Raw genomic sequence first — 21,341 nt, forward strand, 5'->3', positions numbered from 1 at the left:
TCAGGTCAGCAAGCCGGGACGGCGTACTGCGTCACACCCGCCGCCGTACTCGGATCGGCTACTCGATCACGTACTCCGGCCCCGCGCCCGGGTCAGCTGCTTCAGTTCGATGATGGTCGCGACGGCGCGCAGCCAGGTGGCCGCGGTGTCGTCGGCGGCGGTCCCGCCCACGAGTTCGGTGCCGGCCCGCAGCCACTCCCGTACGCGGACGGCCGCCTCCCGGCGGGGCAGGGGCTCGGGCAGCTCCGCGGCACGGGCGAGTCCGCCGGCGCGCACCGTGTCGGCGAGGAAGGCAACCGAGCGCGGCTCGGTGCCGAGGCGGTCGAGGATGACGGCTGCGGCCGCGGCGCCGTCGCCGAACAGGGCGGTGCGCCGGGTGCCGGGCTCAGCGGCGAGGCCGTAACGCAGCAGGACGGTGATGTCGAGCCGGGCCAGCTCGTCGTCCGTGCGGTCCGGCGGGTACGGGGCGTCTTCGTTCATGGCGGGGCCTCGGGTGTCTCGTCTCATCCGACTTGTCCGCTGCGGCTCAGTCGACGGTGACGGTGTAGGTGATGCGCTCGGGTGCCTGGGAGGGGGTGGTCGCCCCCGTGGTCGGGGTGGCTGAGGGTCCAGTCGTCTCGGGGGGCAGGGTGGAGGTGTTGCCCTGGCAGGTGGTGAAAGTGCAGTGCAGCAGCGTGAACCGGGTGGTCCCCTTGCCCTTGGCCTCGAAGGTGAAGGTGAGCCGGCCGCCTGCACCGGCCACCGGCTCGTCGCCGGAGTCCGACGCGTAGTCCTGGCCGCGGCTGACCAGCACGGAGCTGTCGGGCTCGGGGTCGACCAGGTACCAGTACTCGCGGGTGGAGGCGTTCTGGTCGACGGTGAGCGTGAAGCGCTCGCCTGGCTCGGCAGTGATGCTGGTGTCCTTCACCGGGCGGCTCGCGGTGCTCGTGGGATGGCTCGTGGAGCCGCCGGCCGGTTCGTCGGTGCCCGAGCCGCAGCCCGTGGCGAGAGCGAGGAGCGCGGCCGCCGCGATCGCGGCACCGCCCCTGCTACCGCGGAAGATAGACGCTGTACGCGTTGGGGAGTTCACTTTTGGAAGCCTTGCCCATGTGGCCGTTGATGAAGTCGTCCTCGCTGACCCAGGTGGTCGAACCCCAGGGGTTGTACACCTGAAGCATGTCACCCTCCTGGGCGATGATGGTCATCGCGTGGGCGCCCTTCTCGCCCGAGACGTCGACAGGCACCGGGTGCCCCTGCGCCACCGACTTCTCGACTTCGGTAAGGACCGCCCTGCGTTCGGCGGCGCTGTTCAGGTCCTGGCGCTCGTAGTCAGTGCCGGTGGCACTGCCGACGGAGGTGTCGTTGATCCGTTCCTGCCCCTCCGGCCCCATGCCGCCCCAGTTCTCGCCGCCGTCACCTTCGGTGTGCAGCCGGTGCTGTTCGGCCCAAGTCGCCCGACCGGACGTCGTCAATCAGGCAACCAATCCAGTCCACGCAGGTCAGGGAACCGGGTCCGACTATCTTCCGTGTCAAAGGACATCCGTCGACGCTCGCGTCACGGCCGGTTCCCGGTCTGGGAACGTGGGACCTGCCGGGGAATCCGGGGAAGACCGATACGGGCGGGGGTAGGCGAGTGAAGGGTGGCGCGCACGCAGCAGCCTGGGGGTTCCAGGCGTTGCCGTGTCCCGCGACCGGACCTGGCCGCCCAGTTGGCGTCACCCCGCTCCTTGACGCACGTGGTACATGGCTGGCCAACAGGCCGGCCAAGCGAGGTGCTCGCAACGCCTGCGCCCATGGCAGTCCTTTGCGGGACCTTGCGCCATCAACGCGGGACCTCCGCAGTCCAGAAGCTGGAAAGCCGCAGGTAGACGAACTCCGTCGGCCGCCTGCTCTGTCACTGATCACCTGGGGCCGAGGGCCGTGACCATGTCCGCGACAGCGAGCAGGCGCACCCGGGCGGCATCCTGGCCCAGCGGGTACAGTGCGAACACCTCGCTCCCGTCGGGCAGTTCCAGGTCGCCTCGGAGCAGGTACGCCAGTCGCGGTTCATTCGACACCTCGTCACCGTCGAAGCCCGCGTGGGCGTCCGTGTCCGGCGAGCCGATCCGGGCGGCGAAGCCGGCCACGTCCTCGCCGTCCCTGCGCCGGTACACGCTCTGCGAGCCGTCCGTGTGGCGCAGCACGACCGTGGCCGCTCGGGCCGCGGCCTGCCACACCGCGAGCTCGCCGAGGCCGACGCGCACGCCCGAGGCGAACAGGTCCGTCAGCCGGTGCGCGAGGGTGGCCAGCGCGTTCGCGTGCCGCCACACCGCGTGATGCGTACCGGTGACTCCCTTGACGACGTCGAGCCAGCGCATGGTGCGCGCCTGTACGTCGAGGAGCAGCGGCACGCAGGCGCGGCTGCTGCCGGTGAGGTCGAAGCGCTGCTCGACGGAGCGCGGGTCGAACACCGGCCCCCGGTTGCCTGGTTGGTCCCGCAGCATGAGCCCGGCGAAGGCTTCCGCCAGGTCACCGAAGGGGACGTTGTTGTACGAGTGGACGACGGCGACGACGTAGCGCACCCCGGCTGCGTCGAGCCGTTCCAGGTCGAGGTCCACGAACTCGCCGGCGCCGAGCGGAGGCGGCGCACTCTGGAGATCACCGGAGTGCACCGCGGCCCGGTCCGCGTACCGCAGGCTGGTGTAGGCGCACTCTCCGAGGTGCCGCCAGTGGGCGTCGAACATCGCGGCCGACAGGTCCAGGTCGGTCGTACCCGAGGTGGGGCTCTCCATCCAGTGCAGGAACAGGCGCAGTGACCGGCCGTCCGGTACGGCGAGTTCGCTGCCGCGCGGCAGGGTCACCAGGGCTCGGGATGCGGTCCGTTCGGTGAACGGCGCGACGAGACCGTCCAGCGCGGAGTCGACGACCGCGACGTCCACGGGTGCCGCCTGCCCCGCCCTGCGCAGCATCTCCGCCGTCAGCGCGTCGACCACGGTCCGCACAAGGGGGGCAGGCAGCGCCGGCCTGTTGTCGTCGGCCACATGGGTCCTCGCCGCCGCGCCCTTTGGGAAGAACACCCGTGCCACCTGCTCCCGGTCGCGGGTGCGGATGGCACCGAGCGCGGACAGCAGGACGGCCGGGGCCACCCGCGCAGCCACGCGCTCCAGTGTCGGGACGACGGGGTGGGAGCCGTCCTCGTCCCCTTCGTCGATCAGGCGCAGCAGGTGGTCGAGGCGCCGGACGAGTTCACCCGGTCGCTGCTCGAGCAGCGTGAGCGCCCCGGCGAGGTCGCGGGCCGCGAGGGCGGCCTCGACCCGGCCGCTCCAGCTGTACGCCGTCACCATCCGGCTGGTGAGGTCGATGCCGTCGACGGTTTCCGCGGCCGTACGCAGGGTGGCGGACAAGGCGTCGTCGCCGAGCCGGGTGCCGCGCAGCGCGGCGAAGGCGAGAGCTGCGCGCGGGAACCGGTCCGCGTGCTCGAAGGGGTGCAGGCGTTCGGCCGCGTGGATCCAGGCCCGCCGGTACCGCCGCATGTCCTGGGCCGCCTGTGCGGGGTCGAGCGTGTCGAGGGCGGACAGCAGGGCGCGGCGCAGGGCCCGGGGCACTGCGGCGAAGCGGGGGATCTCGACGAGTCCGGCGTCTCCGCCGGAACGCACCGCGAGCACGCGCAGCACATCGGTGGCCGTGTCGATGAGCTCGGCCGCAACGGGAAGGGTGGCCGGGAAGGCTGCGGGGTCGGCGAGCAGCCAGGCAACGAGGCGGGCCTTCGTCTCCCGGCCGGGCACGGTGACGGGCAGCCGGTCGAGGTCGTCGCGGGGCCTGGCCGCCAGCAGCGCTTCCAGGTCGTCGCTGTCCTGGGGGCTGAGGGCGCCGGTGCGGGCAAGCAGCGTGTTCAGTTCGAGGGCTGCGTCGGCCTGGCGGGCCGTGAGATCACCGCCGTAGGACAGGAGACGCAGTCGCGCGGGCACCGCGGTGCGGCGGAACAGCTGCCGGCGCGGGCGCTCGGGGCGCAGGAACGGGTCGGAGGGGTCGATACGGCGCTCGCACACGGGGCACGCCGAGAAGTCGGCGCCGTCGAAGCACGCACCGCACACCAGGTGGGCGCACGGCGATACGGGCACGACGGAGTCCACCGTGCCGCACAGCACACACGGCTGCTCCGGGTGCTGGAACAGCACGGTGAGCACGCGGGCGACGTAGTGCGCGTAGGTGTTGTGCGGGGTGCTGTCCGGGAAGTCGCGCAGCAGGGGCACGTGCGGTCGGTCGGCGCCGAGGGCGCTGTCGATGTCGTGGAGCAGTGCCCGGCCCACCGCGCCCATGGCCCGTGCGTCGAGCGCGGCAAGCGCGGCGCGCAGCGGCGGGGCCAACAGGTAGCCCCGGTCGACGAGGTCGGCCTCGAGCAGTGCTGCTCCGCTGTCGCCGGCCGGATCCGAGACGACGGCCGGTGTCGGTAGATACACGGTTCCACGGCGCGACAGGAGCACGGTGGCGAGGGCCCGTGAGCGGGCCATGGTGGTACGACCTGTGACTGTGGTGGCGCTGGACAAGTCTCCTTCTCCCCCTTCCCGGATGACCGGGTGTTGCGCGGGGCGGGAAGTGAGCACGCTGATTCATCAGAAGAAGTGAGAAGGAAGCACACTCGGGAGCCGCCCCGCGCTCGGCGACCGTAACAGCCGCCGGGCAGGGAGATCATCCGGTTTTCCGGGTGTGTGTCGAGACCTGGCGGCCGGTCGGGGTCAGGTGATCCGGGCGCCCGTCCCGCTCACTCGCACGCGCTTGTCCCCCTCGCGCAGTTCCACGGTCAGCACGCCCGGGCGGCCCATGTCCTCGCCTTGGTGGAGGGTGAGCACCGCTGCCTCGGGGACGAGGCCGAGTTCGCGTGTGTATGCGCCGAACGCTCCGGCCGCGGCGCCCGTCGCCGGGTCCTCGATGACGCCACCCACCGGGAACGGGTCGCGCACATGGAAGACGTTCTCCGACTCCTGCCACACCAGCTGCACCGTGGTCAGATCGAGCCGGCGCATCAGGGCTTCGAGGCGTTCGAAGTCGTACGCCAGATCCGCCAGCCGCTCCCGGCTCGCCGCGGCGAGCACCAGATGCCGGGCGCCGGCGAAGGCGATACGGGGCGGCAGCGCGGGATCCAGATCGGCGGCCGGCCAGTCCAGCGCGGCCAGCGCCTCGGCGAGGTCGGCGTCCGCGATGTCCTCGCTGTGCGGCTCGACCGTGGTGAGTGTGGCCCGCAGCGCCCCGCCCTCTTCGCTCACTGTCACCGGCACCGTCCCCGCACGCGTCGCGAACACGAGGTCGCCGGCCCCGATGCGCTCGCCGAGGGCAATGGCGGTGGCGACCGTGGCGTGCCCGCAGAACGGCACCTCTGCCTTGGGGCTGAAGTACCGGATCGTGAACGCCCGTCCGGGCTCGCCGCCGAGCCCCTCGGGCGGCGCGGACAGGAACGCGGACTCGCTGTACCCGAGGTCGGCGGCGATGGAGAGCATGTCGGCGTCGTCGAGCCCGGAAGCGTCGAGGACGACCCCGGCGGGGTTGCCCCCCTCAGGGTCGCTGGAGAAGGCGGTGTAGCGCAGGACCTCCTGCTTGATCGTCATGACCAGCGAAACTACGGCCCGAAGTGGTTTTGTTCCCGACCAACGTCAGGGGGCGCGGTGTGCCGCGGCGTGGAAACCGGGAGGCCGGCCCGGTATGGGCCATCGCGGCCGACACACGCACACATGGAACTCCCATCGACGTACAACGGTAGTGCGTCCGCGCGTCTGCCCTGGTCAACCTGCCCGTCGAGCAGCAGCGTTAGCCGCACGAAGCCAGCAACCGCCCCGCCCGCAGTACTCGTTCACGACCCCGCCACCACTCACGAGTTCACTATGCGGTTCACCTCGACACCGCGCGGCGCCCGACTCGCTCGGCGACTCGTGTCGCACCGGCTGCACGAGTGGGGCCACCCGTACGACTCCACCGCCAACTAGACGGTCACGCTGATCGCGGCCGAGCTCGTCGCGAACGCCGTGCGGCACGGGCATGCTTCCACCTGCGCCTCGCCGTGGCCGGCCGCGGCGTATCCGGGAGAGGTCCCGCCGCGGCCCGATCGTGTACGCGGATTCCGGCCGCACCGGAATCCGCGTACACGATCTCGATGAGCGGCCACGCCGGCCGCCGCCCGGACCGCTCAGACGACCACCACCGTCCGCTGCGCCGAGAAGTCGCCCCACTTGCCGTCAGGGAGCTTGGCGCGGAGTTTGATGCTGTAACGGGTGCCGGGTTCGTCGGTGACCGTCATCGTGTACGTCGCCGTCCCCGTGGGCGGCTCGGCGCCCCAGACGATGGTCGTGGCCAACGCGCCGTTCAGGAAGAGTTGGTGCTCCTTGACCGGGGCACCCGAGTCCGGTGGCGTCCACGACAGCTCGATGGTCCCCTTGCGGGCGGTCGCGGTCAGGCCGGTGGGAGCGGTGCTGGGCCCCTCGCCGGGGGCGGACGCGGTCGTGAGGTCGAGGGCCGGACTGTCGGGGGACGAGTTCTCCGCGGCGTCGCGGGCACGGACGGTGAAGGTGTAGACGGTGCCCGGCCGCAGGCCGGTCACGCGTGCCGACGTCTGCGTACCAGACACGCTGTGGATGCGGGAGTCCTCCTGGTAGATGTCGTACGCGGTGACACGGATGTCGTCGGTCGACCGCGCCCAGGTCAGGGTCACGGCCCTGCTCCCCTGCGCCCGGCCGCTCAGATTCGCCGGACGGGTGGGCGCCTTGCGGTCGTCCGGTGTCGCTTCCGGGGTGGTGACCGATATCGCCGCGCTCGGTTCGGAGAGATTCCCGGCGGCATCGCGCGCCCGGACTGTGAAGCTGTACACGGTCCTCGGTGTCAGCCGGTCGATGTCCACCATCTGCTGGGTGGCGGGAAGGGACATGACCTTGTCTCCCTGTTCGTAGACCTCGTAACCCGTGACCCCCTTGTTGTCGGAGGACTGGTTCCACATGACATGAACGGAAGTGGCGCTGCCCGCCCGGGCGGTGACTCCGGCGGGCGTCGAGGGGCGTTCGGTGTCCTCGTTGCCGCCGCACGCGGCAAGAAGGAGCACCGCCGAGCAGACCAACGTGACGGTGGTGGGGGGACGTTGCACGGTCGGACCTCCGCGGACGGCAGGCAATGGTCCAGACCTATATGGCACAGGTCCCGCTCCGCATCAACCCCGGGGGCCGCCGTTCCGGGCGTACCTTGCCGCAGCCTCATGGCTTTCTTATGGCTTCTTGAAGAACCCCTTCCGGGCAGCCTTCCGGGGTCCGTTCCGGCTTAGGCTCACGTCACACCCCCCACAACATCCCGGTGGGCGCGGTCGCGTCCGCCGGGATCTTGCTTGTTCGACCGACTTCTCCCCGAGGTGCCGTACGTATGAGTTCACACAGAGCCGCTCGATCAGGGTCCCGCTCCCATGCCCGTTCCAAGGGCGGGCCGCGGGTACGCAACATCGTTCTGGCGCTGGGCGTGATCACCGTCACGGCGGGCGTCGGAGTGACTCTTGCCGTGGGCGGAGAAGGCGACAACGGCCCGGCGGACCAGGTGGAGTCGAACGCCGCGGACGCCGTACCCGGCTCGGCGGACGACGATGCCGCGGACAGCGCGTCGCCCCTGCCCTCGCCGTCGGTGAGCCCGAGCCCATCTGCCTCACCGAGCCCGAGCGCCACCGGCTCGGCCAAGCCGAAGCGTTCGGCGAGCCCCACGGCCGCGGCGAAGACGAAGGCGCAGAGTGCGAGCGGCACGGGTGGGGCCGGCCGTCCGGCGTCCGGCGGCGGGTCGGGGTCCGGGTCCGGCGGCTCGAGCGGCTCCGGCAGTGGCAGTGGCTCCGGCAGCTCCTCGAACGGCGCCGAAGCCCAGGTGCTCTCACTCGTCAACAAGGAGCGCGGGTCGGCCGGTTGCTCGCCTTTGACCTCCAACGCGCGGCTGACCGAAGCCGCGGACGACTACAGCGATGTCATGGCCGACAGCGGCGTCATGTCCCACACCGGCCCCGACGGCTCGACCATGACCAGCCGGGTGGAAGCCGCCGGCTACGCATGGTCGACGCTGGGCGAGAACATAGCGCGGGGCCAGTCCGATGCGGCGTCGGTCATGGACGCGTGGATGAAGAGCCCCGGCCACCGGGCCAACATACTCAACTGCTCCTTCAAGGAGATAGGCATAGGCGTGCACTTCGGTGACGGCGGTCCGTGGTGGACGCAGGACTTCGGGGCGAGCCGTTAGCCGGATCAGCCCCTGAGCCGTGTCGCCGGCCGGTAGGGCCGCTAACCGCGCGCGGGTCAGCCACCGGAGGCAGGCCCTGCCACCGGAGGTGCGTCCATCACCGGGCCGGTAGGCCCTGTCACCGGTCGGCGGCTGCCAGCGCAAACGCCACCTGCACCCGCGCCCCGCCCATGGGGGCGCGGGTGATCTGCATCTCCCCGTCGGCGGCGCGGGCGGCCCGGGCCACGATGTCCAGTCCGAGGCCGGTGGACCCGCCGACGCTGACTCCGCGGGTGAGCGCCGCGTCCGGGTCGGCGACGCCGGGTCCCGCGTCATCCACCGTCACCAGCACGTGCCGGTCGGCGCGCTCCACTCGTACGGCGAAGGCCGTGCCCTGCGGGGTGTGCCGGAAGACGTTGCCGATCAGGGCGTCGACGACGGCGGCGAGGTCGTCCTCCGGGAACTGCACGGGCGTCGGCCGCGGGGTGAAGGAGCGTTCGCACGGCCGGTCCTGCTGGGCGGCGAGCACCGACCAGAAGTCGAGCCGCAGTGCAACCACTTCGGTGACCTCGCTCGGCCTCGCCGTCGCGGTGCCGGCGGCCTGGCCTGCGGCCAGCGGGGTGCGGGCGGCGGTGATGATCGAGTCCAGCTCGCTCTCCAGCTGCGCGACGGCCCCGGTGATCCGCCGGGCACCGGGTGAACCGCTCATCAGGTCCGCTTCCAGATACAGCGCGGTCAACGGGGTTCTGAGCCGATGCGACAGGTCCGCGACCATCTCTCTCTCGATCGCCAGCAGTTCCACCACCCGGTCGGCCATGGTGTTGAACGCCACCCCGGCCTCCTTCAGTTCCGGTGGCCCGTCCGGTTCCACCCGTACGTCGAGGTCCCCCGACCCCAGCGCCAGCGAGGCGCTCGACAGGCTCCGGGAGGAACGGACCACCCGGGCGCCCAGCCGGTCGGCGACCAGTACCGATCCACTCACCAGGCCGATCGCCAGCAGCGACATGACGCCCCACGAGGCCCACACCCCCCGCGTCAGGTCCGCCCCGGGCACATACGCCTCGACGACAGCCACCCGGTCCTCTGCGAGTACCACGGGCTGGAGATAGACCCATCCGTCCGCGGTGTCCATGGCGAGCGTCTCGCGCTTTCGCACCGCGCGGTCGAGCGCTTCCCGCGGGGCGTGCGGAGTGCCGACGAGCCCTCCGTCCGGGAGGCGTACGGCCAGCTGGTCCTGCGAGCCCAGTTCGGCCACCGCCTGCTGTACGTCGGCCTGCCGCGTGGTCAGGGCGAGGACCGGCGAGAGAGCGGCCGCTCTCTGCTCGGCGGTGGTGGTCACCCGGTCCCGGGCCTGTTCGCGCACCAGCAGGGCGAGGGGTATGAGGAAGGACAGGGCGACCATCGTGGTCACGGCCAGCGCGATCCCCGCGAGAGCGCGCCTCATGGGGAGGTGACCAGTTTGATCCCGATACCGCGCACGGTGTGCAGATAGCGGGGACGGGACGCTTTTTCACCCAGTTTCCTGCGCAGTGCCGAGAGATGGACGTCCACCGTCTGATCCTCCAGATACGGCTGCTGCCAGACCTCGGCGAGTATCCGTTTGCGGGAGATGACCTGGTCGGCGTTGGCGGCGAGGTAGGCGAGCAGGTCGAACTCCCGCCGGGTCAGAGCCAGCTCGCGGTCGTTGAGGTGCGCGGTGCGGGCCAGTGGATCGATCCTGAGGTCCGCGACCTGCACGACCGGCGGCCGGTCGAGGTCGCCGGCGGGGACGGATCGCCGCAGTACCGCGGCGATCCGGGCGGCGAGCTGGCCGCCCGAGAAGGGCTTGACCATGTAGTCGTCCGCTCCGGCGTTGAGAAGCCTGATGATCTCCGTGTCGTCGTCGCGCGCCGTGGCGACCAGCACAGGTACTCGTGAGATGCCCCGGATCATGCGCAGCACGTCGAGACCGTCCAGATCGGGCAGCCCGAGGTCGAGCACCACGACGTCCGGCGGGCTCTGGGTGATCTCGCGCAGCGCCTCGAAACCCTGGTGAGCGGTCTTGACCGCGTAGCCGTGAGCGGTGAGCACCTCGATCAGCGCGGCACGGATCACAGGGTCGTCCTCGACGACAAGTACGGAGGCCATGAGCAGGCACGTTAGCCGGTCCGCCACTATGGTGTCGTGCCCCGCCTCCTGCGTTACCTGCTCATCTGGCTGTCGTGCACGGCAGCCAGCGTCACGGCTGTCATGATCACCGTCCACTTCGTGGTGGGATCGACCAGACCGACCGCTCCGGTCGCGCAGTCGGCGCCGAAGGACTTCGCCGCCTCTCCGCACTCCTCGGCGACGGCACGCCCCAGTCCTTCCCTGAGCCCCACGCCCACCAAGAGCGCGCGCACGCCGTCACCGACACCGTCCAGGACGGCCGGGAAGCCTCGTACGGCATCACCGACTAAGACGGACCGCACGACCCCTCCCCCACCGGACGAGCCGTCCGGGGCGAACCAGGGCCAGGGCTGCGAGCAGGGAGGCTCGGGCGTGCACACCGTCTCGTCGCAAGGCGGGAAGGTCACCGTGCGCTACGGAAGCGGCGGGGTGTGCCTCATCTCGGCGGTGCCGAACCAGGGCTTCACGGCAAGCACCACACAGAGCTCCCCGGACACGCTGACGGTCACTTTCGAGGGCAGCAGGCACCGCTCGGAGATCACGGCGACGACCGTGCCCGTGGACCGGGCGAGTGTGCGCGAAACGTCCTGGTAGGGCGTGCTGTTGCCCGATGCAGCACGCCCGTGGCCGGGCCGTTCCGATGGCAGTCGGGCAGCGTCCGCCGCGTGTGGGGCGAACGCCGCCCCCGGAACTGCCGAGGACGGGCGTTCACCCGTGGCGACGCCCCTCCGCCCGCCTCGCCGCCTTCACTTCGTGGGCCGCCGCGCCCCTGACCCGGCCGTCCGGGTGGCGGTCGTGCAGGTCCTCCAGGACGCGGACCGCGGCGGCCGGGTTCGCATCGGCGAGGGCCGTGACGAGGGGCACGGCGCCACCCGGCCAGGTAGCGGCCACCTCGTCGAACGCGTCGAGCAGCGCCGTGGGGAGCGGCTCGAGGTCGCGTTCCTCGGCCGCCGCGGCCATGTAGGCACGCATGTCGTCGATCCAGCGCTGGTCCAGGTCGTCGAGGAGCAGCGTCGCCCGGGCGTTGAGGGGCACGTCGCCTTCCGGGGCCTGTTCGCCGCGGGCAAGGAGCGTGCGCAGGGCGTAGGCGCCTGTCACCGGGTCGGTGAGGGCAGCGCGAAGGACCGATGTGGGGATGCCGGCGTGGTCGAGGTGGCCGAAGAGCTCTGCCGTCCGCGTGTTGTGGAAGTCCGCGGACTTGGCGGCGGAGACCGCGTCGAGGAGTCCGGCCCAGGCAGCGTCGGTGCCGCCTCGGTCTGCCGTCCAGCGCGTGACGGTCGCGGCCGCGATACGGGTCGGCCAGTTGGCGATCGCGGCGATGGTGTCCGTGGCGTCCCAGGTGGCGACCGTCTCGGGGTCGGGGGCCACGCAGTGGCCCACGGTCAGCAGATGGCGCATCACGGCGCTGCCGAGCGGTGTGAGCCCGTACGTGTCGCCCGCGCGGAAGACGCAGCCGGTCCCGGTGAGCCGGTCGACGGTGCCGGCCAGGGCCTGCGCCTGGGTGTCCAGTTCGGCACGTTCCGTCTCGGTCAGGTCGGGCCTGCCGATGAGGGCGGAGAGTTCCGGCAGGGGCGGCAGCTCGTAGGCGGCGGGCTGCGCGGTGGGGACGGCGACGGGGTCGTCCTCGAGTTCCGGGGCGATGTTCCCGTCGGAGACGTCGGCGGCCTTGCGCACCACGGAGTCGGGCGTGCTGCCCCGCTCGTACAGGGTGTAGAGAATGTGCGCCCCGTCGAGGAGGTAGCGCTGGTCCGGGTCCTCGGGGGCGGGCATGGCCTCGACGACCGCCGCCAGGATGTCGGCGCCGAGTTCGGTCAGCTCCTGCGGGGTGCCCTCGTTCCAGACCGTCGTGGCGGGTTCGGGGAAGCCGCAGCGCTCGGCGAGGTCGTGCAGATCGTCGTCGCCGCCCGCCGCCAGTGTCGCCGGGATCGGGGCCGCGTGGAGCAGGACCCGGATGTCGGCGGGATCGGGCAGTGCGGGCGGGGGCGGCAGCGGGACGGAGGAGCTGCCGTAGTAGTCGAGGTGATCGTCGAGCAGCCGGTCCGCGAGGGCGAAGTGCGGCAGGGCCTCGGGCCCGGGCGCCAGGTTCGCGTGCGGGCCCGCGAACGCCTCGCTGAGGCCGGCTGCGGTCCAGCGGTCGGTCAGCTCGGAGGCGATGCCGTCCAGGTGCTCGGCGAGCGCCTCGTCCGGGCGGTCGGCCTCGAGCGGCGGGGCGGGGAGCAGGGCGCCTGCCGGGCTCGCCCCTGCCGCGTCGCGGGCGAAGGCCCCCAGCAGCGCCTGCGCGAGCTCGGCGCGCGCCGCGAAGGTCCGGGCACTGAGGTCCGGGCGCTGCAGCGGCTCGGGGAGTGGGGAGCGCTCCGCGTGCGGTGTGCGTTGGTGTTCCGTGAGCCAGGCCCGTACGGCGTCGGGGTCGTCCGCGTCGACACCGTCCGCCCGCAGCAGCGATGCGTACCAGCGCGGCCAGGTCAGATTCCACGGGTCGTCCATCGCCGCGCGGAATTCCGGCAGCGCCTCGTCGATCGCGGCGAGCAGCCGGGCGTGGCGCTTGGCGTTCAGCCGGCCGGCCGTTCTGACCCGGTCGGCGAGCACACGGAGGATGTCGGACAGGGCGTCGCGTTCGGCGGCCGTGGCACAGAGCAGCACGGGCAGGTCCTTGTGCAGCACACTGCGCACCAGCTGAGGTGTCGGCTCGGGCACGCCCGTTCTGCGGTCCGCCCCGCGCAGGGCGAGGAGGGTGAGCACGGCATCGACGGCGCGTGCGGGCAGGGCGGTGCCGCGCTCCTTCTCGGCCCAGGCGAGGAAGTCGGCGTGTCCGGTGTTCAGGGCAGCGGTACTGATCACCTGGTGAGCGTATGAGCGGCAGGCCCGGCGGGCGGGTCCAGCCACGTCGGGGTAGCCCGAACGGGGGACCGATGAGTTTCGGCGGCGGGGTAAGTCTGGTGGTCATGGAGACGAACACGAGGGACACGCCGGATCTGGGACAGGTGGCTGCCGGGATGGCGCGGCTGGCCGCGGGGGTCGACGATGCCCGCCTCGAGGATCCGACGCCCTGTCCGCGGTACGCGGTACGGGAGCTGCTCGCCCATGTCGTCGGTCTGTCGTCGGCCTTCCGAGACGCCGCGCGCAAGGATTCCGGTCCGGCGACGAACACCGACCCGGGCACCGTGAAGTGGGTACTGGACGACGACTGGCGTACGAGACTGCCGCGGCTGCTGGACGAGTTGGTCGCGGCCTGGCGTGCGCCGGGGGCCTGGGAGGGCGACACCCAGGCCGGCGGCATCACCTTCCCCGCGGCGATCGCCGGCCGGGTGGCCCTCAACGAGCTGCTCGTCCACGGGTGGGATCTGGCCCGCGCGACCGGCCAGGAGTATGCCCCGGACGAGGCGAGCCTCGAGGTGTCGTACGCGCTGATGGCGCCCTCCGCGGACGACCCGGCGCGTGGCGGGATGTTCGGCCCGGTCGTGGCCGTGGCCGAGAGCGCGCCGCTGCTGGACCGGGTCGTCGGGCTGAGCGGGCGTCGTCCGGACTGGACAGCGCGGGGCGCGTGACGGCGGGCGGGTACGCGGGTCACCACGGTCCACTCGTGGCGGCCCGGGGCCCGGAGGCCGTCAAAATCAGGTGATCGGAGGCCGTTCGTCCTGCCATGCTCGCGCCATGGCACGAACCGTCAAACCCAGTCTCTACATCTCCGTCGACATCGAGGCCGACGGCCCGATCCCCGGCCCCTATTCGATGATCAGCCTCGGCGCCGCCGTGGCCGGCCGGCAGGACGCCGACAGGTACGTCCCCGCCGACCCCGAGGCGCACACCTTCTACCGCGAACTGCGCCCCATCAGTGACGACTTCGTCCCACAGGCGCTGGCGGTGAGCGGTCTCGACCGGGACCGGCTCGTCCGCGAGGGCAGCGAACCGGCTGTTGCCATGGCCGAGTTCAGCGCCTGGGTGCGCGAAGTGGCGGTCGGCGCGCAGCCCGTGATGAGCGGCTACCCGGCGTCCTACGACTGGACCTTCCTGTACTGGTATCTGATCCGTTTCACCGGCGCGAGCCCCTTCGGGCACTCCGGCTGTATGGACATGAAGACCCTGTACGCGACCAAGGCCCGGCTCCCGCTGCGCGCCGTCGCCAAGGGCACGATGCCGCGCGAGCTGCTGTCCCGGCGGCGGCACACCCATCACGCGCTGGACGACGCCGTCGAGCAGGCGGAGCTGTTCAGCAACCTGATGGCCTGGGATCCCACGCCGGGGCCCCGGTAGGGGCGAGTGAGAATGGGGGCATGGCAGACAACCAGAACCCGGCCGCGTCCATGACCCTCGACGACCAGCTGTGCTTCGCGCTGTACTCGGCGTCGCGAGCGGTGACGGCGGCGTACCGGCCGGTGCTGGCCGAGCTGGGGCTCACGTATCCGCAGTATCTGGTGATGCTCGCGGTGTGGGAGCGCGGACCCGTTCCGATGAAGGAGCTGGGGGCGGTGCTGGGGCTCGACTACGGCACGCTGTCGCCGCTGCTCAAGCGGCTGGAGGCGGCGGGGCTGCTGCTGCGGGAGCGGCAGGCGGAGGACGAACGGCTGGTGACGGTGGAGGCGACCGGGAAGGGCCGGGCGCTCAAGGAGCGCGCCGAAGGAGTGCCGGGCTCGATGGGGCGCATCTACGGGCTCACCGCCGGGGACGCGGAGCAGCTGCGGGACCGGCTGCGCGCGCTGACCGACCGGCTCGGCTGACCGGCCGGCCCCTTGGCCGACCTACGGGCCGAGTCCGACCGGGTCGCCCCATCCACCCCGCCCGAGCTGAGATCACTTGCTCAGGATTCTCGTGGGGATCATCACATCCAGTTACATCGTGCACGATTGAATCGTGCGCTATGTTTCTCGGGAAAGAGAGAGCGGCAACAGCGAGCACAAGGGAGAGCTGCGATGGACTTCGTCAGGTACGAGGACTACACACCCGTCGAACGCCCGGGCTACCAGCAGGAACTGGACGAGGTCGTCAGCAATGTGGCCCGCCGCACCCGCGAGTCCGTGCAGCGGCAGGACGTGGGGCGCGCGGTCAGGACCGCCCACGGGAAGACCTACGGCCTGGTGAAGGCAACGGTCACGGTCGGTGAGGTGTCGGCACCGTACGCGCAGGGGATCTTCGCCACCCCCGCCACGTACGACGCGGTCGTGCGCTACTCCAACGGACTCGGGCATCTGCGCGCCGACTCATTGCTGGGCGCGGCCTGCGGCATGGGCATCAAGATGTTCGGCGTCCCCGGCACCTCTCTGCTCACCGACGAGGCCGAGGCCACCACGTTCGACCTCAACCTGATCAACAACACCGTGTTCTTCGCCAACACCGCCTACGACTACATGGTCATCGAAGAGCTCTTCGCGGAACTGCCGGACGCCCTGGTGAACCCGGCGCGGCGCAAGTCCTGGATGGGCGAGTTCCTCACCCGCCGCGGGACGCTGGCGAGTGCCGACGAGTGGCTGTGGGACGAGTTGTTCGCGATGCTCTCGTTCACCCAGGTGCAGCGCCGCAACCTGCTCTCGTACACGTACAACAGCATGGGCGCCTTCCGGTACGGCGACCACATCGCCAAGATCCGCACGGTCCCTCTCTCCCCTGTCACCCACCTCGAGGTCGATGTGCGCGCGGACGGCGAGGCCTTCCGCAACACGCTCGTGGCGGAGGCCGGTGAGCGCGACCACGCCTTCGAACTGCAGGTGCAACTCAACACCGACCTGGGGCGGATGCCCGTCGACAACACCTCGCTCGAATGGCCGGAGCAGCTCTCGCCCTGGGTGACGGTCGCCCGCATCGACGTCCCGCGCCAGGACATCGGCGGCGAGGACAACCTCACGGCGGCGGACGGCACGTCGATCACGCCGTGGCGCACCCGCGAGGACCACCGGCCCATCGGCGAGATCCAGCGCGTGCGCGAAGAGGTCTACCGCCGCTCGTCCATCGAGCGGCACCGCATCAACAACCAGCCGCGCCAGGAGCCGGCGAGCAGCGCCGAACTCCTCTGAAGGGGCCGCGTGCCGGGCCGCCCGATGCTTCCCCTCCCCGTCCGCGCGCGACTCGGCGATGCCACCCGACGCCGGTCGGCCGTACGTGGTCGACGCCCAGCCGGGCATCGTGTTGCCCGGGTGGATCCGCGGGGAGGGCGCTGAACGGCGGCCACCGGCTGAACAGGACGAACGCGGCGGCCGTGTCGCCCGACCGGGAACCTGGCGGGCGGCTCGGCCGTCTCTAGACTTCGGGCGGGCGATCGGCCCCGACCGGCGTCGAGGGGAATCGCATGGTGTGTCGCAGGTCCGCATGGAGCGTCCCGGCGGCCGTCTGTCTGCCGGACGGCCCCACGGCGTGCACCAGCGACACGGCCGGCGTGGCGGAGAAGAGCGGCAGGTCGTCGGCTGCCGCAGCAATCTGCGGCGCGCTGTCGCTGGAAGGGAAGCACGCGGCATGACCTCCTTCCACGGGATGCTGCGCGCCATCGTGCTGGCGTTCGCCCTCGTCGTCACCACCGCCTGCGCGGACGGCGGACACGCGGGGCAGGACGGGAAGGGCAGGAAGGCCGGCGGCCAGGGCCTGAACGACCCGGCGAAGAAGGACATCGCCATGCAGCTCGTCTCCAGCGCGGAGAACTCCTCGCTGGACTGGAAGGCCCAGTACAAGTACATCGAGGACATCGGCGACGGCCGCGGCTACACCGCCGGAATCATCGGCTTCTGCTCAGGAACCGGCGACATGCTCGCCGTGGTGGAGGCGTACACGAAGGAGCGTCCGGGCAACGGGCTCGCGCCGTTCCTGCCGGCGTTGCGCGCGGTCAACGGCAGCGACTCGCACGAGGGGCTCGGCCGGCCGTTCACGGATGCGTGGGCACGGGCCGCGGCGTCCGACGCCGCGTTCCGGGCGGCGCAGGACGCGGTACGCGACCGGGCGTACTTCACGCCCGCGGTCCGGCAGGCCCAGCGGGACGGCCTGGGTGCGCTGGGGCAGTTCATCTACTACGACGCGTATGTGATGCACGGCAGCGCCGACGGCAAGCAGACGGTCGGGTTCCGGTCGATGCGGAACACCGCGCTGCGCAACGCCGAACCGCCCGCGCAGGGTGGTGACGAGGCGGCGTATCTGAACGCCTTCCTCGACGCACGCGTCGACGCGATCCGCCGCGAACCCTCGCACTCGGACACCAGCCGCATCGAGACCGCCCAGCGTGTGTTCGTCCGGGAGGGCAACTTCGGCCTCGAACCGCCGCTGCGCTGGAAGGTCTACGGCGACAGCTACAGGATCGACGCCGAGTAGCCCGAAGGGCGCCTCAACTCTCTTCGCGCACAGGGGTGTACGCGACTCTCCGGACTCTGGTAGGAAAGTTTCCTAACAGAGCACGTTCGACGTACTCCCCCCATGGAGGCAAGGTGCCCGCCCCCCACAAGCGCACCACTCGTCCGCTCAGGTTTCTCCCGCGTGTGCTGCTCGGACTGGCGCTGGTCGCCGTACCGGCAACGGCGTTCGGCACGACGTCCGCCGACCGGCACGGCGACCGGCCGACGGCCGCGGCCGCCCCGGCGGCTGTCGGGCTGGACGACCCGGTGAAGAAGGACATCGCCATGCAACTCGTCTCCAGCGCGGAGAACTCCTCGCTGGACTGGAAGGCCCAGTACAAGTACATCGAGGACATCGGCGACGGCCGCGGCTACACCGCCGGAATCATCGGCTTCTGCTCAGGAACCGGCGACATGCTCGACCTCGTCGAGCTGTACACGCAGCGCAGGCCCGACAACGTACTGGCGAAGTACCTGCCCGCACTGCGCGAGGTCGACGGCAGCGACTCGCACGAGGGACTCGACCCGAACTTCACCCGCGACTGGAAGCGGGCCGCCCAGGACTCCGCGTTCAAGAAGGCCCAGAACGACGAACGTGACCGTGTCTACTTCGACCCTGCGGTGAACCGGGGCAAGCGGGACGGCATCGGTGTGCTCGGGCAGTTCATCTACTACGACGCCATCGTGATGCACGGCGACGGCGGCGACAGCACCAGCTTCGGCAACATCCGGCGCAAGGCACTGGCCAAGGCCAGGCCGCCGGCCCAGGGCGGCGACGAGCGGGCGTATCTGCACGCGTTCCTCGACGCCCGCGTGTGGGCGATGAAGCAGGAGGAGGCGCACGAGGACACCAGCCGTGTCGACACCGCGCAGCGGGTCTTCCTCGCCAACGGCAACCTGGGCCTGAACACACCGCTGGACTGGGAGGTGTACGGGGACAGCTTCCATATCGACTGACGCTGCTGGGTCGGCGAAAGGCGAAAGGCCGGGGCGCCCGGGGGACTGCTGCCCCCGGGCGCCCCGGCCGTACGCTCTCGCGATACCCGCCCCAGCGTCCCCGGAGCCCCTGGATACGGAGCCATCCCATCGGTCACCAACCATCCTCGCGGTCCCGACGGTCCCGACGGTCCTGACGATTCCAGCGGCCCCGGCGCTGCTGGCTGTAGCGGCGGTCCCAGCGGTCCTGACGATCCCGGTGGTCCCGGTAGTCCCGGTACTCGGAATCGCCGTCACGGCTCCGGCCCCCGGCACCACCGCGGCCGTAGTGGACGAGGCCGAAGACGAGTACGGCCGCGGCCACCCACCATGCGGGGTCGAGGAAGCCGAGACCGAGCAAGGCCACGATGAAGATGAGAAGCAGGACGAACATGGCAGGCCTTCCCGGAGCGGAACAGGGCATCGCTGCCGGGGACCGGGGCCTCACCGAACAGCGTAGCCCTGCCCAAAGGCTGCGGATAGCACCCCACGTCAGCGCATAACGCCAGGACCCAAATGGCCACTTGACACCTGTTCAGGAGATGTGGAGGCGACTAGCGTGCATGGTGCGGCCCAAGCCCCCGGCAGCGGCGAGAAGTTACCGCGCTCCTTCGAGGGCGCACCTTGCGCATCGATGCCGGACCTGTCTCGTCGCGAGCGTGGCCGTTCCCGTGCTCGCCGTCGCTACGCGATTCCGGCACAGCCTCGATGCGCCCCATGCGGGCACCGTTTCCGCTGCCCGCCGCGTCGCACGTCTCTGACATCTGGCGGTACACATGTACGCGCTGATCGTTCCGGCTGCAGTCCCCTTCGTCCTGCTCGGCACTGTGATGGGCCTGTCCTGGTGGGAGGACCGCGTCCTGCCACCGGCCAAGGAGCCGGCGGCAATCGCCGAGGCTCCGTCGACACCGACGGCCCCAACCGCCGTAGCACAACTGCCCAGCAGACCCACCCCGTTGACAGGAGTCTCCACTCGGCGTTGACTGACGACGAGGGCGCAGGCCTATGACGCTTCGGACTCTCCGGGCGAAGTCCTCCTCCCTCCGCTTCGCCGGGACCCCGCGGAACGCACGAAAACTTCCGCGACCCGAAGGCCTGGCCATGCTTCTCTGGATACTTCTTCTCCTGCTGGCTCTGAGCGTGTTCGGCTTCCCGATGCTGATCCTGTGGTACGTCGCGGTCGTATTCCTGGCCGTCTGGATAATCGGCTTCGCCCTCCGTGGCGCAGGCCGATCCGCCCATGGCCACAGGTAACCCGCGCCAGGCCTCGTCCCACCCGCGAAACCTTGCGCCCTGACCCGGGATCGAGGACGTGGCGAGCCGCGGAGACGGGCAAGCGTTGCCGCCTCCAGGACAGTGTCCGGTCCCTGAGATGCGGGGATTCGGCCGTCCCTCGGACCGGTCCGAGGACTAGGCTGCTGCGTGGACGTCCCAGACCCCGGCGGCATGCTGTTGCTCAACACCGATGGCTGTGAGCAGCGGCTCTTCCGTCCGGTCACCCGGCGCATCCCCTGGAGGGAACCAGGTGGGTCCCCTGTCCTGGTACACAGGCTGCCGGTCCCGGCCTTACGCCCGCCTCCGCCAACAGTACGTCCCTCCCGGTAGCGCACCAGGAGGAGCCGGAAGTCCGGCACCCCCTCATCCACTGCCCGGCTGGTCTCCCGAACCGAGGCGCCATGTCCCTACCGCAACTGAACCTCTACCGGCACGACCGAGAGAGCCGGGCGCTGATCACCCTGGCCGGTGAGATCGACCTCGACACGGCCCCGCTGGTGCGCGGATCGCTGGAGGAGTGCCTGCGGGACGGCATCCGCACCATCGACATCGACCTCACCACCGTCACCTTCTGCGACTGCAGCGGCCTCAACGCCTTCCTCCACGCATCACAGCAGACCTCCGCGGCCGGAGGATCCCTCCGACTTCACCACCCGTCACCGCTGGTGGCCAGGCTCGTCGACCTCACCGGCTGCGGTGCCCTGCTCCTCGGCCTGCCGTCCGGACACCCGGCGCCTCCTCTCCGGGGCGGCCTCGTCCCAACCGATCCGACCTCACCGCATTGGCCTGCTCCGGTCGCACCTGCCCTCGCAGGCGGTGGGCGGTGATGGCCTGGTCCCGGCAGAGGCAACCTCAAGAAGCCGGCCGCGGTGAGTCGTCGTCCATGGATGCCGTGCGTCTGCGTCGGGTGAACCGGGGGCAAGCCGAGGAGTTGTGTGAGGATCTGGCGGATCTGTACGTCGGGTCCTCGGACCTGACGCCCAGCGAGGAGTACCGCACCCGCAGCCGGGAGGACTTCCTGCACCACGTCACCGGCGACATCCGGCGGCCGGGGTTCGCCATGGTGATCGCGGAGGCAACTTCCCTGGTGGGATGCGCCTTCGGATTCCCCGTGAGGAGCGACGGTTTGTGGTGGCACGGGTTCGACGGGACACTCCCGCCCAGCATTGAGCAGCTCACCGAGTCCGGCAACGTCTTCGCTGTCACCAAGATCTTGGTCGCTGCGCCCGAGCAGGACGATGACATCGCCCGTCGGCTGCAGCAACGGCTGCTCACCGACCACCAGGCGTCGCTCGGCGCCACCCTGGTGGATCAGGCCGACCATCCGTCCCTCGCCGCCTTCCGGTCCTGGGGCTGGAAAGACGTCGGAGAGGTCCGTAAGCCGGCCGGCCCCATCGTGTTCCGTGCCCTTGTTCTTCCCCTCGGGAGCGAACGACCATGAGACTGGACGAACTTGCT

The 21,341-nt window shown here is 70.9% G+C and carries 21 protein-coding genes; 10 read left to right on the forward strand and 11 right to left on the reverse strand.

What is annotated here, in order from left to right; genetic code table 11:
• Positions 1-66 precede the first annotated feature (66 nt).
• From ACFYWI_RS24255 to ACFYWI_RS24280, 6 genes are all read right to left on the reverse strand, one after another.
• On the reverse strand, positions 67-480 hold the full coding sequence (locus tag ACFYWI_RS24255; protein ID WP_389236244.1) for a hypothetical protein: 414 nt from the start codon (positions 478-480) through the stop codon (positions 67-69).
• A 46-nt stretch (positions 481-526) separates the two neighbouring features.
• Positions 527-1,069 carry a protease inhibitor I42 family protein gene (locus ACFYWI_RS24260; protein ID WP_389236246.1) on the reverse strand — a complete coding sequence of 181 codons (543 nt, stop codon included), beginning with the start codon at positions 1,067-1,069 and terminating at the stop codon, positions 527-529.
• Positions 1,029-1,451: a hypothetical protein gene (locus tag ACFYWI_RS24265; RefSeq protein ID WP_389236248.1), complete on the reverse strand. Its 423-nt coding sequence runs from the start codon at positions 1,449-1,451 to the stop codon at positions 1,029-1,031. The genes ACFYWI_RS24260 and ACFYWI_RS24265 overlap by 41 nt, the downstream gene beginning before the upstream one ends.
• A gap of 429 nt (positions 1,452-1,880) precedes the next feature.
• The gene (locus ACFYWI_RS24270) at positions 1,881-4,505 is read right to left on the reverse strand and encodes an MXAN_6230/SCO0854 family RING domain-containing protein (RefSeq protein WP_389236250.1); all 2,625 of its coding nucleotides are present in this window, start codon (positions 4,503-4,505) and stop codon (positions 1,881-1,883) included.
• 189 nt (positions 4,506-4,694) lie between these two features.
• Positions 4,695-5,561, reverse strand: coding sequence for a PhzF family phenazine biosynthesis protein (locus ACFYWI_RS24275; protein WP_389236252.1), 867 nt, complete (start codon positions 5,559-5,561; stop codon positions 4,695-4,697).
• A gap of 575 nt (positions 5,562-6,136) precedes the next feature.
• Positions 6,137-7,084, reverse strand: a complete 948-nt coding sequence (locus tag ACFYWI_RS24280) for a fibronectin type III domain-containing protein (protein WP_389236254.1) — start codon at positions 7,082-7,084, stop codon at positions 6,137-6,139.
• Between the two features lie 269 nt (positions 7,085-7,353).
• Between ACFYWI_RS24280 and ACFYWI_RS24285 the strand changes: the two genes are divergently transcribed.
• Entirely contained in the window at positions 7,354-8,202 is an 849-nt protein-coding gene (locus tag ACFYWI_RS24285) for a CAP domain-containing protein (protein WP_389236256.1), read from the forward strand.
• Positions 8,203-8,320: 118 nt separating this feature from the next.
• On the opposite strand, the gene ACFYWI_RS24290 is transcribed toward ACFYWI_RS24285, so the two are convergent.
• From ACFYWI_RS24290 to ACFYWI_RS24300, 3 genes are read right to left on the reverse strand one after another with little or no spacing between them, the layout of a single operon-like run.
• The gene (locus tag ACFYWI_RS24290; RefSeq protein ID WP_389236258.1) at positions 8,321-9,625 is read right to left on the reverse strand and encodes a sensor histidine kinase; all 1,305 of its coding nucleotides are present in this window, start codon (positions 9,623-9,625) and stop codon (positions 8,321-8,323) included.
• The gene (locus ACFYWI_RS24295; protein ID WP_389236260.1) at positions 9,622-10,308 is read right to left on the reverse strand and encodes a response regulator transcription factor; all 687 of its coding nucleotides are present in this window, start codon (positions 10,306-10,308) and stop codon (positions 9,622-9,624) included. The genes ACFYWI_RS24290 and ACFYWI_RS24295 overlap by 4 nt, the downstream gene beginning before the upstream one ends.
• 53 nt (positions 10,309-10,361) lie before the next feature.
• Positions 10,362-10,631 (reverse strand): hypothetical protein, encoded by a 270-nt coding sequence (locus tag ACFYWI_RS24300; protein ID WP_389236262.1) that lies wholly within the window; start codon positions 10,629-10,631, stop codon positions 10,362-10,364.
• A gap of 70 nt (positions 10,632-10,701) precedes the next feature.
• Between ACFYWI_RS24300 and ACFYWI_RS24305 the strand changes: the two genes are divergently transcribed.
• Positions 10,702-10,923: a hypothetical protein gene (locus ACFYWI_RS24305; protein ID WP_389236264.1), complete on the forward strand. Its 222-nt coding sequence runs from the start codon at positions 10,702-10,704 to the stop codon at positions 10,921-10,923.
• Between the two features lie 114 nt (positions 10,924-11,037).
• Here the strand turns inward: ACFYWI_RS24305 and ACFYWI_RS24310 are convergent, their stop codons facing one another.
• On the reverse strand, positions 11,038-13,167 hold the full coding sequence (locus ACFYWI_RS24310) for a hypothetical protein (RefSeq protein ID WP_389236266.1): 2,130 nt from the start codon (positions 13,165-13,167) through the stop codon (positions 11,038-11,040).
• A gap of 104 nt (positions 13,168-13,271) precedes the next feature.
• On the opposite strand from ACFYWI_RS24310, the gene ACFYWI_RS24315 reads away from it, so the two are divergent.
• From ACFYWI_RS24315 to ACFYWI_RS24340, 6 genes are all read left to right on the forward strand, one after another.
• Complete coding sequence (locus tag ACFYWI_RS24315; protein ID WP_389236267.1) at positions 13,272-13,874, forward strand: TIGR03086 family metal-binding protein; 603 nt, start codon at positions 13,272-13,274, stop codon at positions 13,872-13,874.
• A 106-nt stretch (positions 13,875-13,980) separates the two neighbouring features.
• On the forward strand, positions 13,981-14,580 hold the full coding sequence (locus ACFYWI_RS24320; RefSeq protein WP_389236269.1) for an exonuclease domain-containing protein: 600 nt from the start codon (positions 13,981-13,983) through the stop codon (positions 14,578-14,580).
• Positions 14,581-14,600: 20 nt separating this feature from the next.
• On the forward strand, positions 14,601-15,044 hold the full coding sequence (locus ACFYWI_RS24325; protein ID WP_389236271.1) for a MarR family winged helix-turn-helix transcriptional regulator: 444 nt from the start codon (positions 14,601-14,603) through the stop codon (positions 15,042-15,044).
• A 192-nt stretch (positions 15,045-15,236) separates the two neighbouring features.
• Positions 15,237-16,334, forward strand: coding sequence for a catalase family protein (locus ACFYWI_RS24330; RefSeq protein WP_389236273.1), 1,098 nt, complete (start codon positions 15,237-15,239; stop codon positions 16,332-16,334).
• A 436-nt stretch (positions 16,335-16,770) separates the two neighbouring features.
• On the forward strand, positions 16,771-17,613 hold the full coding sequence (locus ACFYWI_RS24335) for a chitosanase (protein ID WP_389236275.1): 843 nt from the start codon (positions 16,771-16,773) through the stop codon (positions 17,611-17,613).
• A 113-nt stretch (positions 17,614-17,726) separates the two neighbouring features.
• A complete protein-coding gene (locus ACFYWI_RS24340; protein ID WP_389236277.1) occupies positions 17,727-18,590 on the forward strand; it encodes a chitosanase in 864 nt (287 codons plus the stop codon).
• Between the two features lie 133 nt (positions 18,591-18,723).
• On the opposite strand, the gene ACFYWI_RS24345 is transcribed toward ACFYWI_RS24340, so the two are convergent.
• Positions 18,724-19,002, reverse strand: a complete 279-nt coding sequence (locus tag ACFYWI_RS24345) for a hypothetical protein (protein ID WP_389236279.1) — start codon at positions 19,000-19,002, stop codon at positions 18,724-18,726.
• A gap of 1,282 nt (positions 19,003-20,284) precedes the next feature.
• On the opposite strand from ACFYWI_RS24345, the gene ACFYWI_RS24350 reads away from it, so the two are divergent.
• Positions 20,285-20,710 (forward strand): STAS domain-containing protein, encoded by a 426-nt coding sequence (locus tag ACFYWI_RS24350; protein WP_389236281.1) that lies wholly within the window; start codon positions 20,285-20,287, stop codon positions 20,708-20,710.
• A gap of 56 nt (positions 20,711-20,766) precedes the next feature.
• Positions 20,767-21,324, forward strand: coding sequence for a hypothetical protein (locus tag ACFYWI_RS24355; protein ID WP_389236283.1), 558 nt, complete (start codon positions 20,767-20,769; stop codon positions 21,322-21,324).
• Positions 21,325-21,341: the final 17 nt, after the last annotated feature.

It is taken from the genome of Streptomyces sp. NPDC002889 (assembly GCF_042888425.1).
Lineage (GTDB): Bacteria > Actinomycetota > Actinomycetes > Streptomycetales > Streptomycetaceae > Streptomyces.

Coding starts and splice junctions, on each gene's coding strand:
- ACFYWI_RS24295 (WP_389236260.1), bottom strand. CDS start 10,308: ATGGCCTCCGTACTTGTCGTCGAGGACGACCCTGTGATCCGTGCCGCG.
- ACFYWI_RS24345 (WP_389236279.1), bottom strand. CDS start 19,002: ATGTTCGTCCTGCTTCTCATCTTCATCGTGGCCTTGCTCGGTCTCGGC.
- ACFYWI_RS24350 (WP_389236281.1), top strand. CDS start 20,285: ATGTCCCTACCGCAACTGAACCTCTACCGGCACGACCGAGAGAGCCGG.
- ACFYWI_RS24315 (WP_389236267.1), top strand. CDS start 13,272: ATGGAGACGAACACGAGGGACACGCCGGATCTGGGACAGGTGGCTGCC.
- ACFYWI_RS24320 (WP_389236269.1), top strand. CDS start 13,981: ATGGCACGAACCGTCAAACCCAGTCTCTACATCTCCGTCGACATCGAG.
- ACFYWI_RS24335 (WP_389236275.1), top strand. CDS start 16,771: ATGACCTCCTTCCACGGGATGCTGCGCGCCATCGTGCTGGCGTTCGCC.
- ACFYWI_RS24275 (WP_389236252.1), bottom strand. CDS start 5,561: ATGACGATCAAGCAGGAGGTCCTGCGCTACACCGCCTTCTCCAGCGAC.
- ACFYWI_RS24355 (WP_389236283.1), top strand. CDS start 20,767: ATGGATGCCGTGCGTCTGCGTCGGGTGAACCGGGGGCAAGCCGAGGAG.
- ACFYWI_RS24330 (WP_389236273.1), top strand. CDS start 15,237: ATGGACTTCGTCAGGTACGAGGACTACACACCCGTCGAACGCCCGGGC.
- ACFYWI_RS24255 (WP_389236244.1), bottom strand. CDS start 480: ATGAACGAAGACGCCCCGTACCCGCCGGACCGCACGGACGACGAGCTG.
- ACFYWI_RS24325 (WP_389236271.1), top strand. CDS start 14,601: ATGGCAGACAACCAGAACCCGGCCGCGTCCATGACCCTCGACGACCAG.
- ACFYWI_RS24285 (WP_389236256.1), top strand. CDS start 7,354: ATGAGTTCACACAGAGCCGCTCGATCAGGGTCCCGCTCCCATGCCCGT.
- ACFYWI_RS24290 (WP_389236258.1), bottom strand. CDS start 9,625: ATGAGGCGCGCTCTCGCGGGGATCGCGCTGGCCGTGACCACGATGGTC.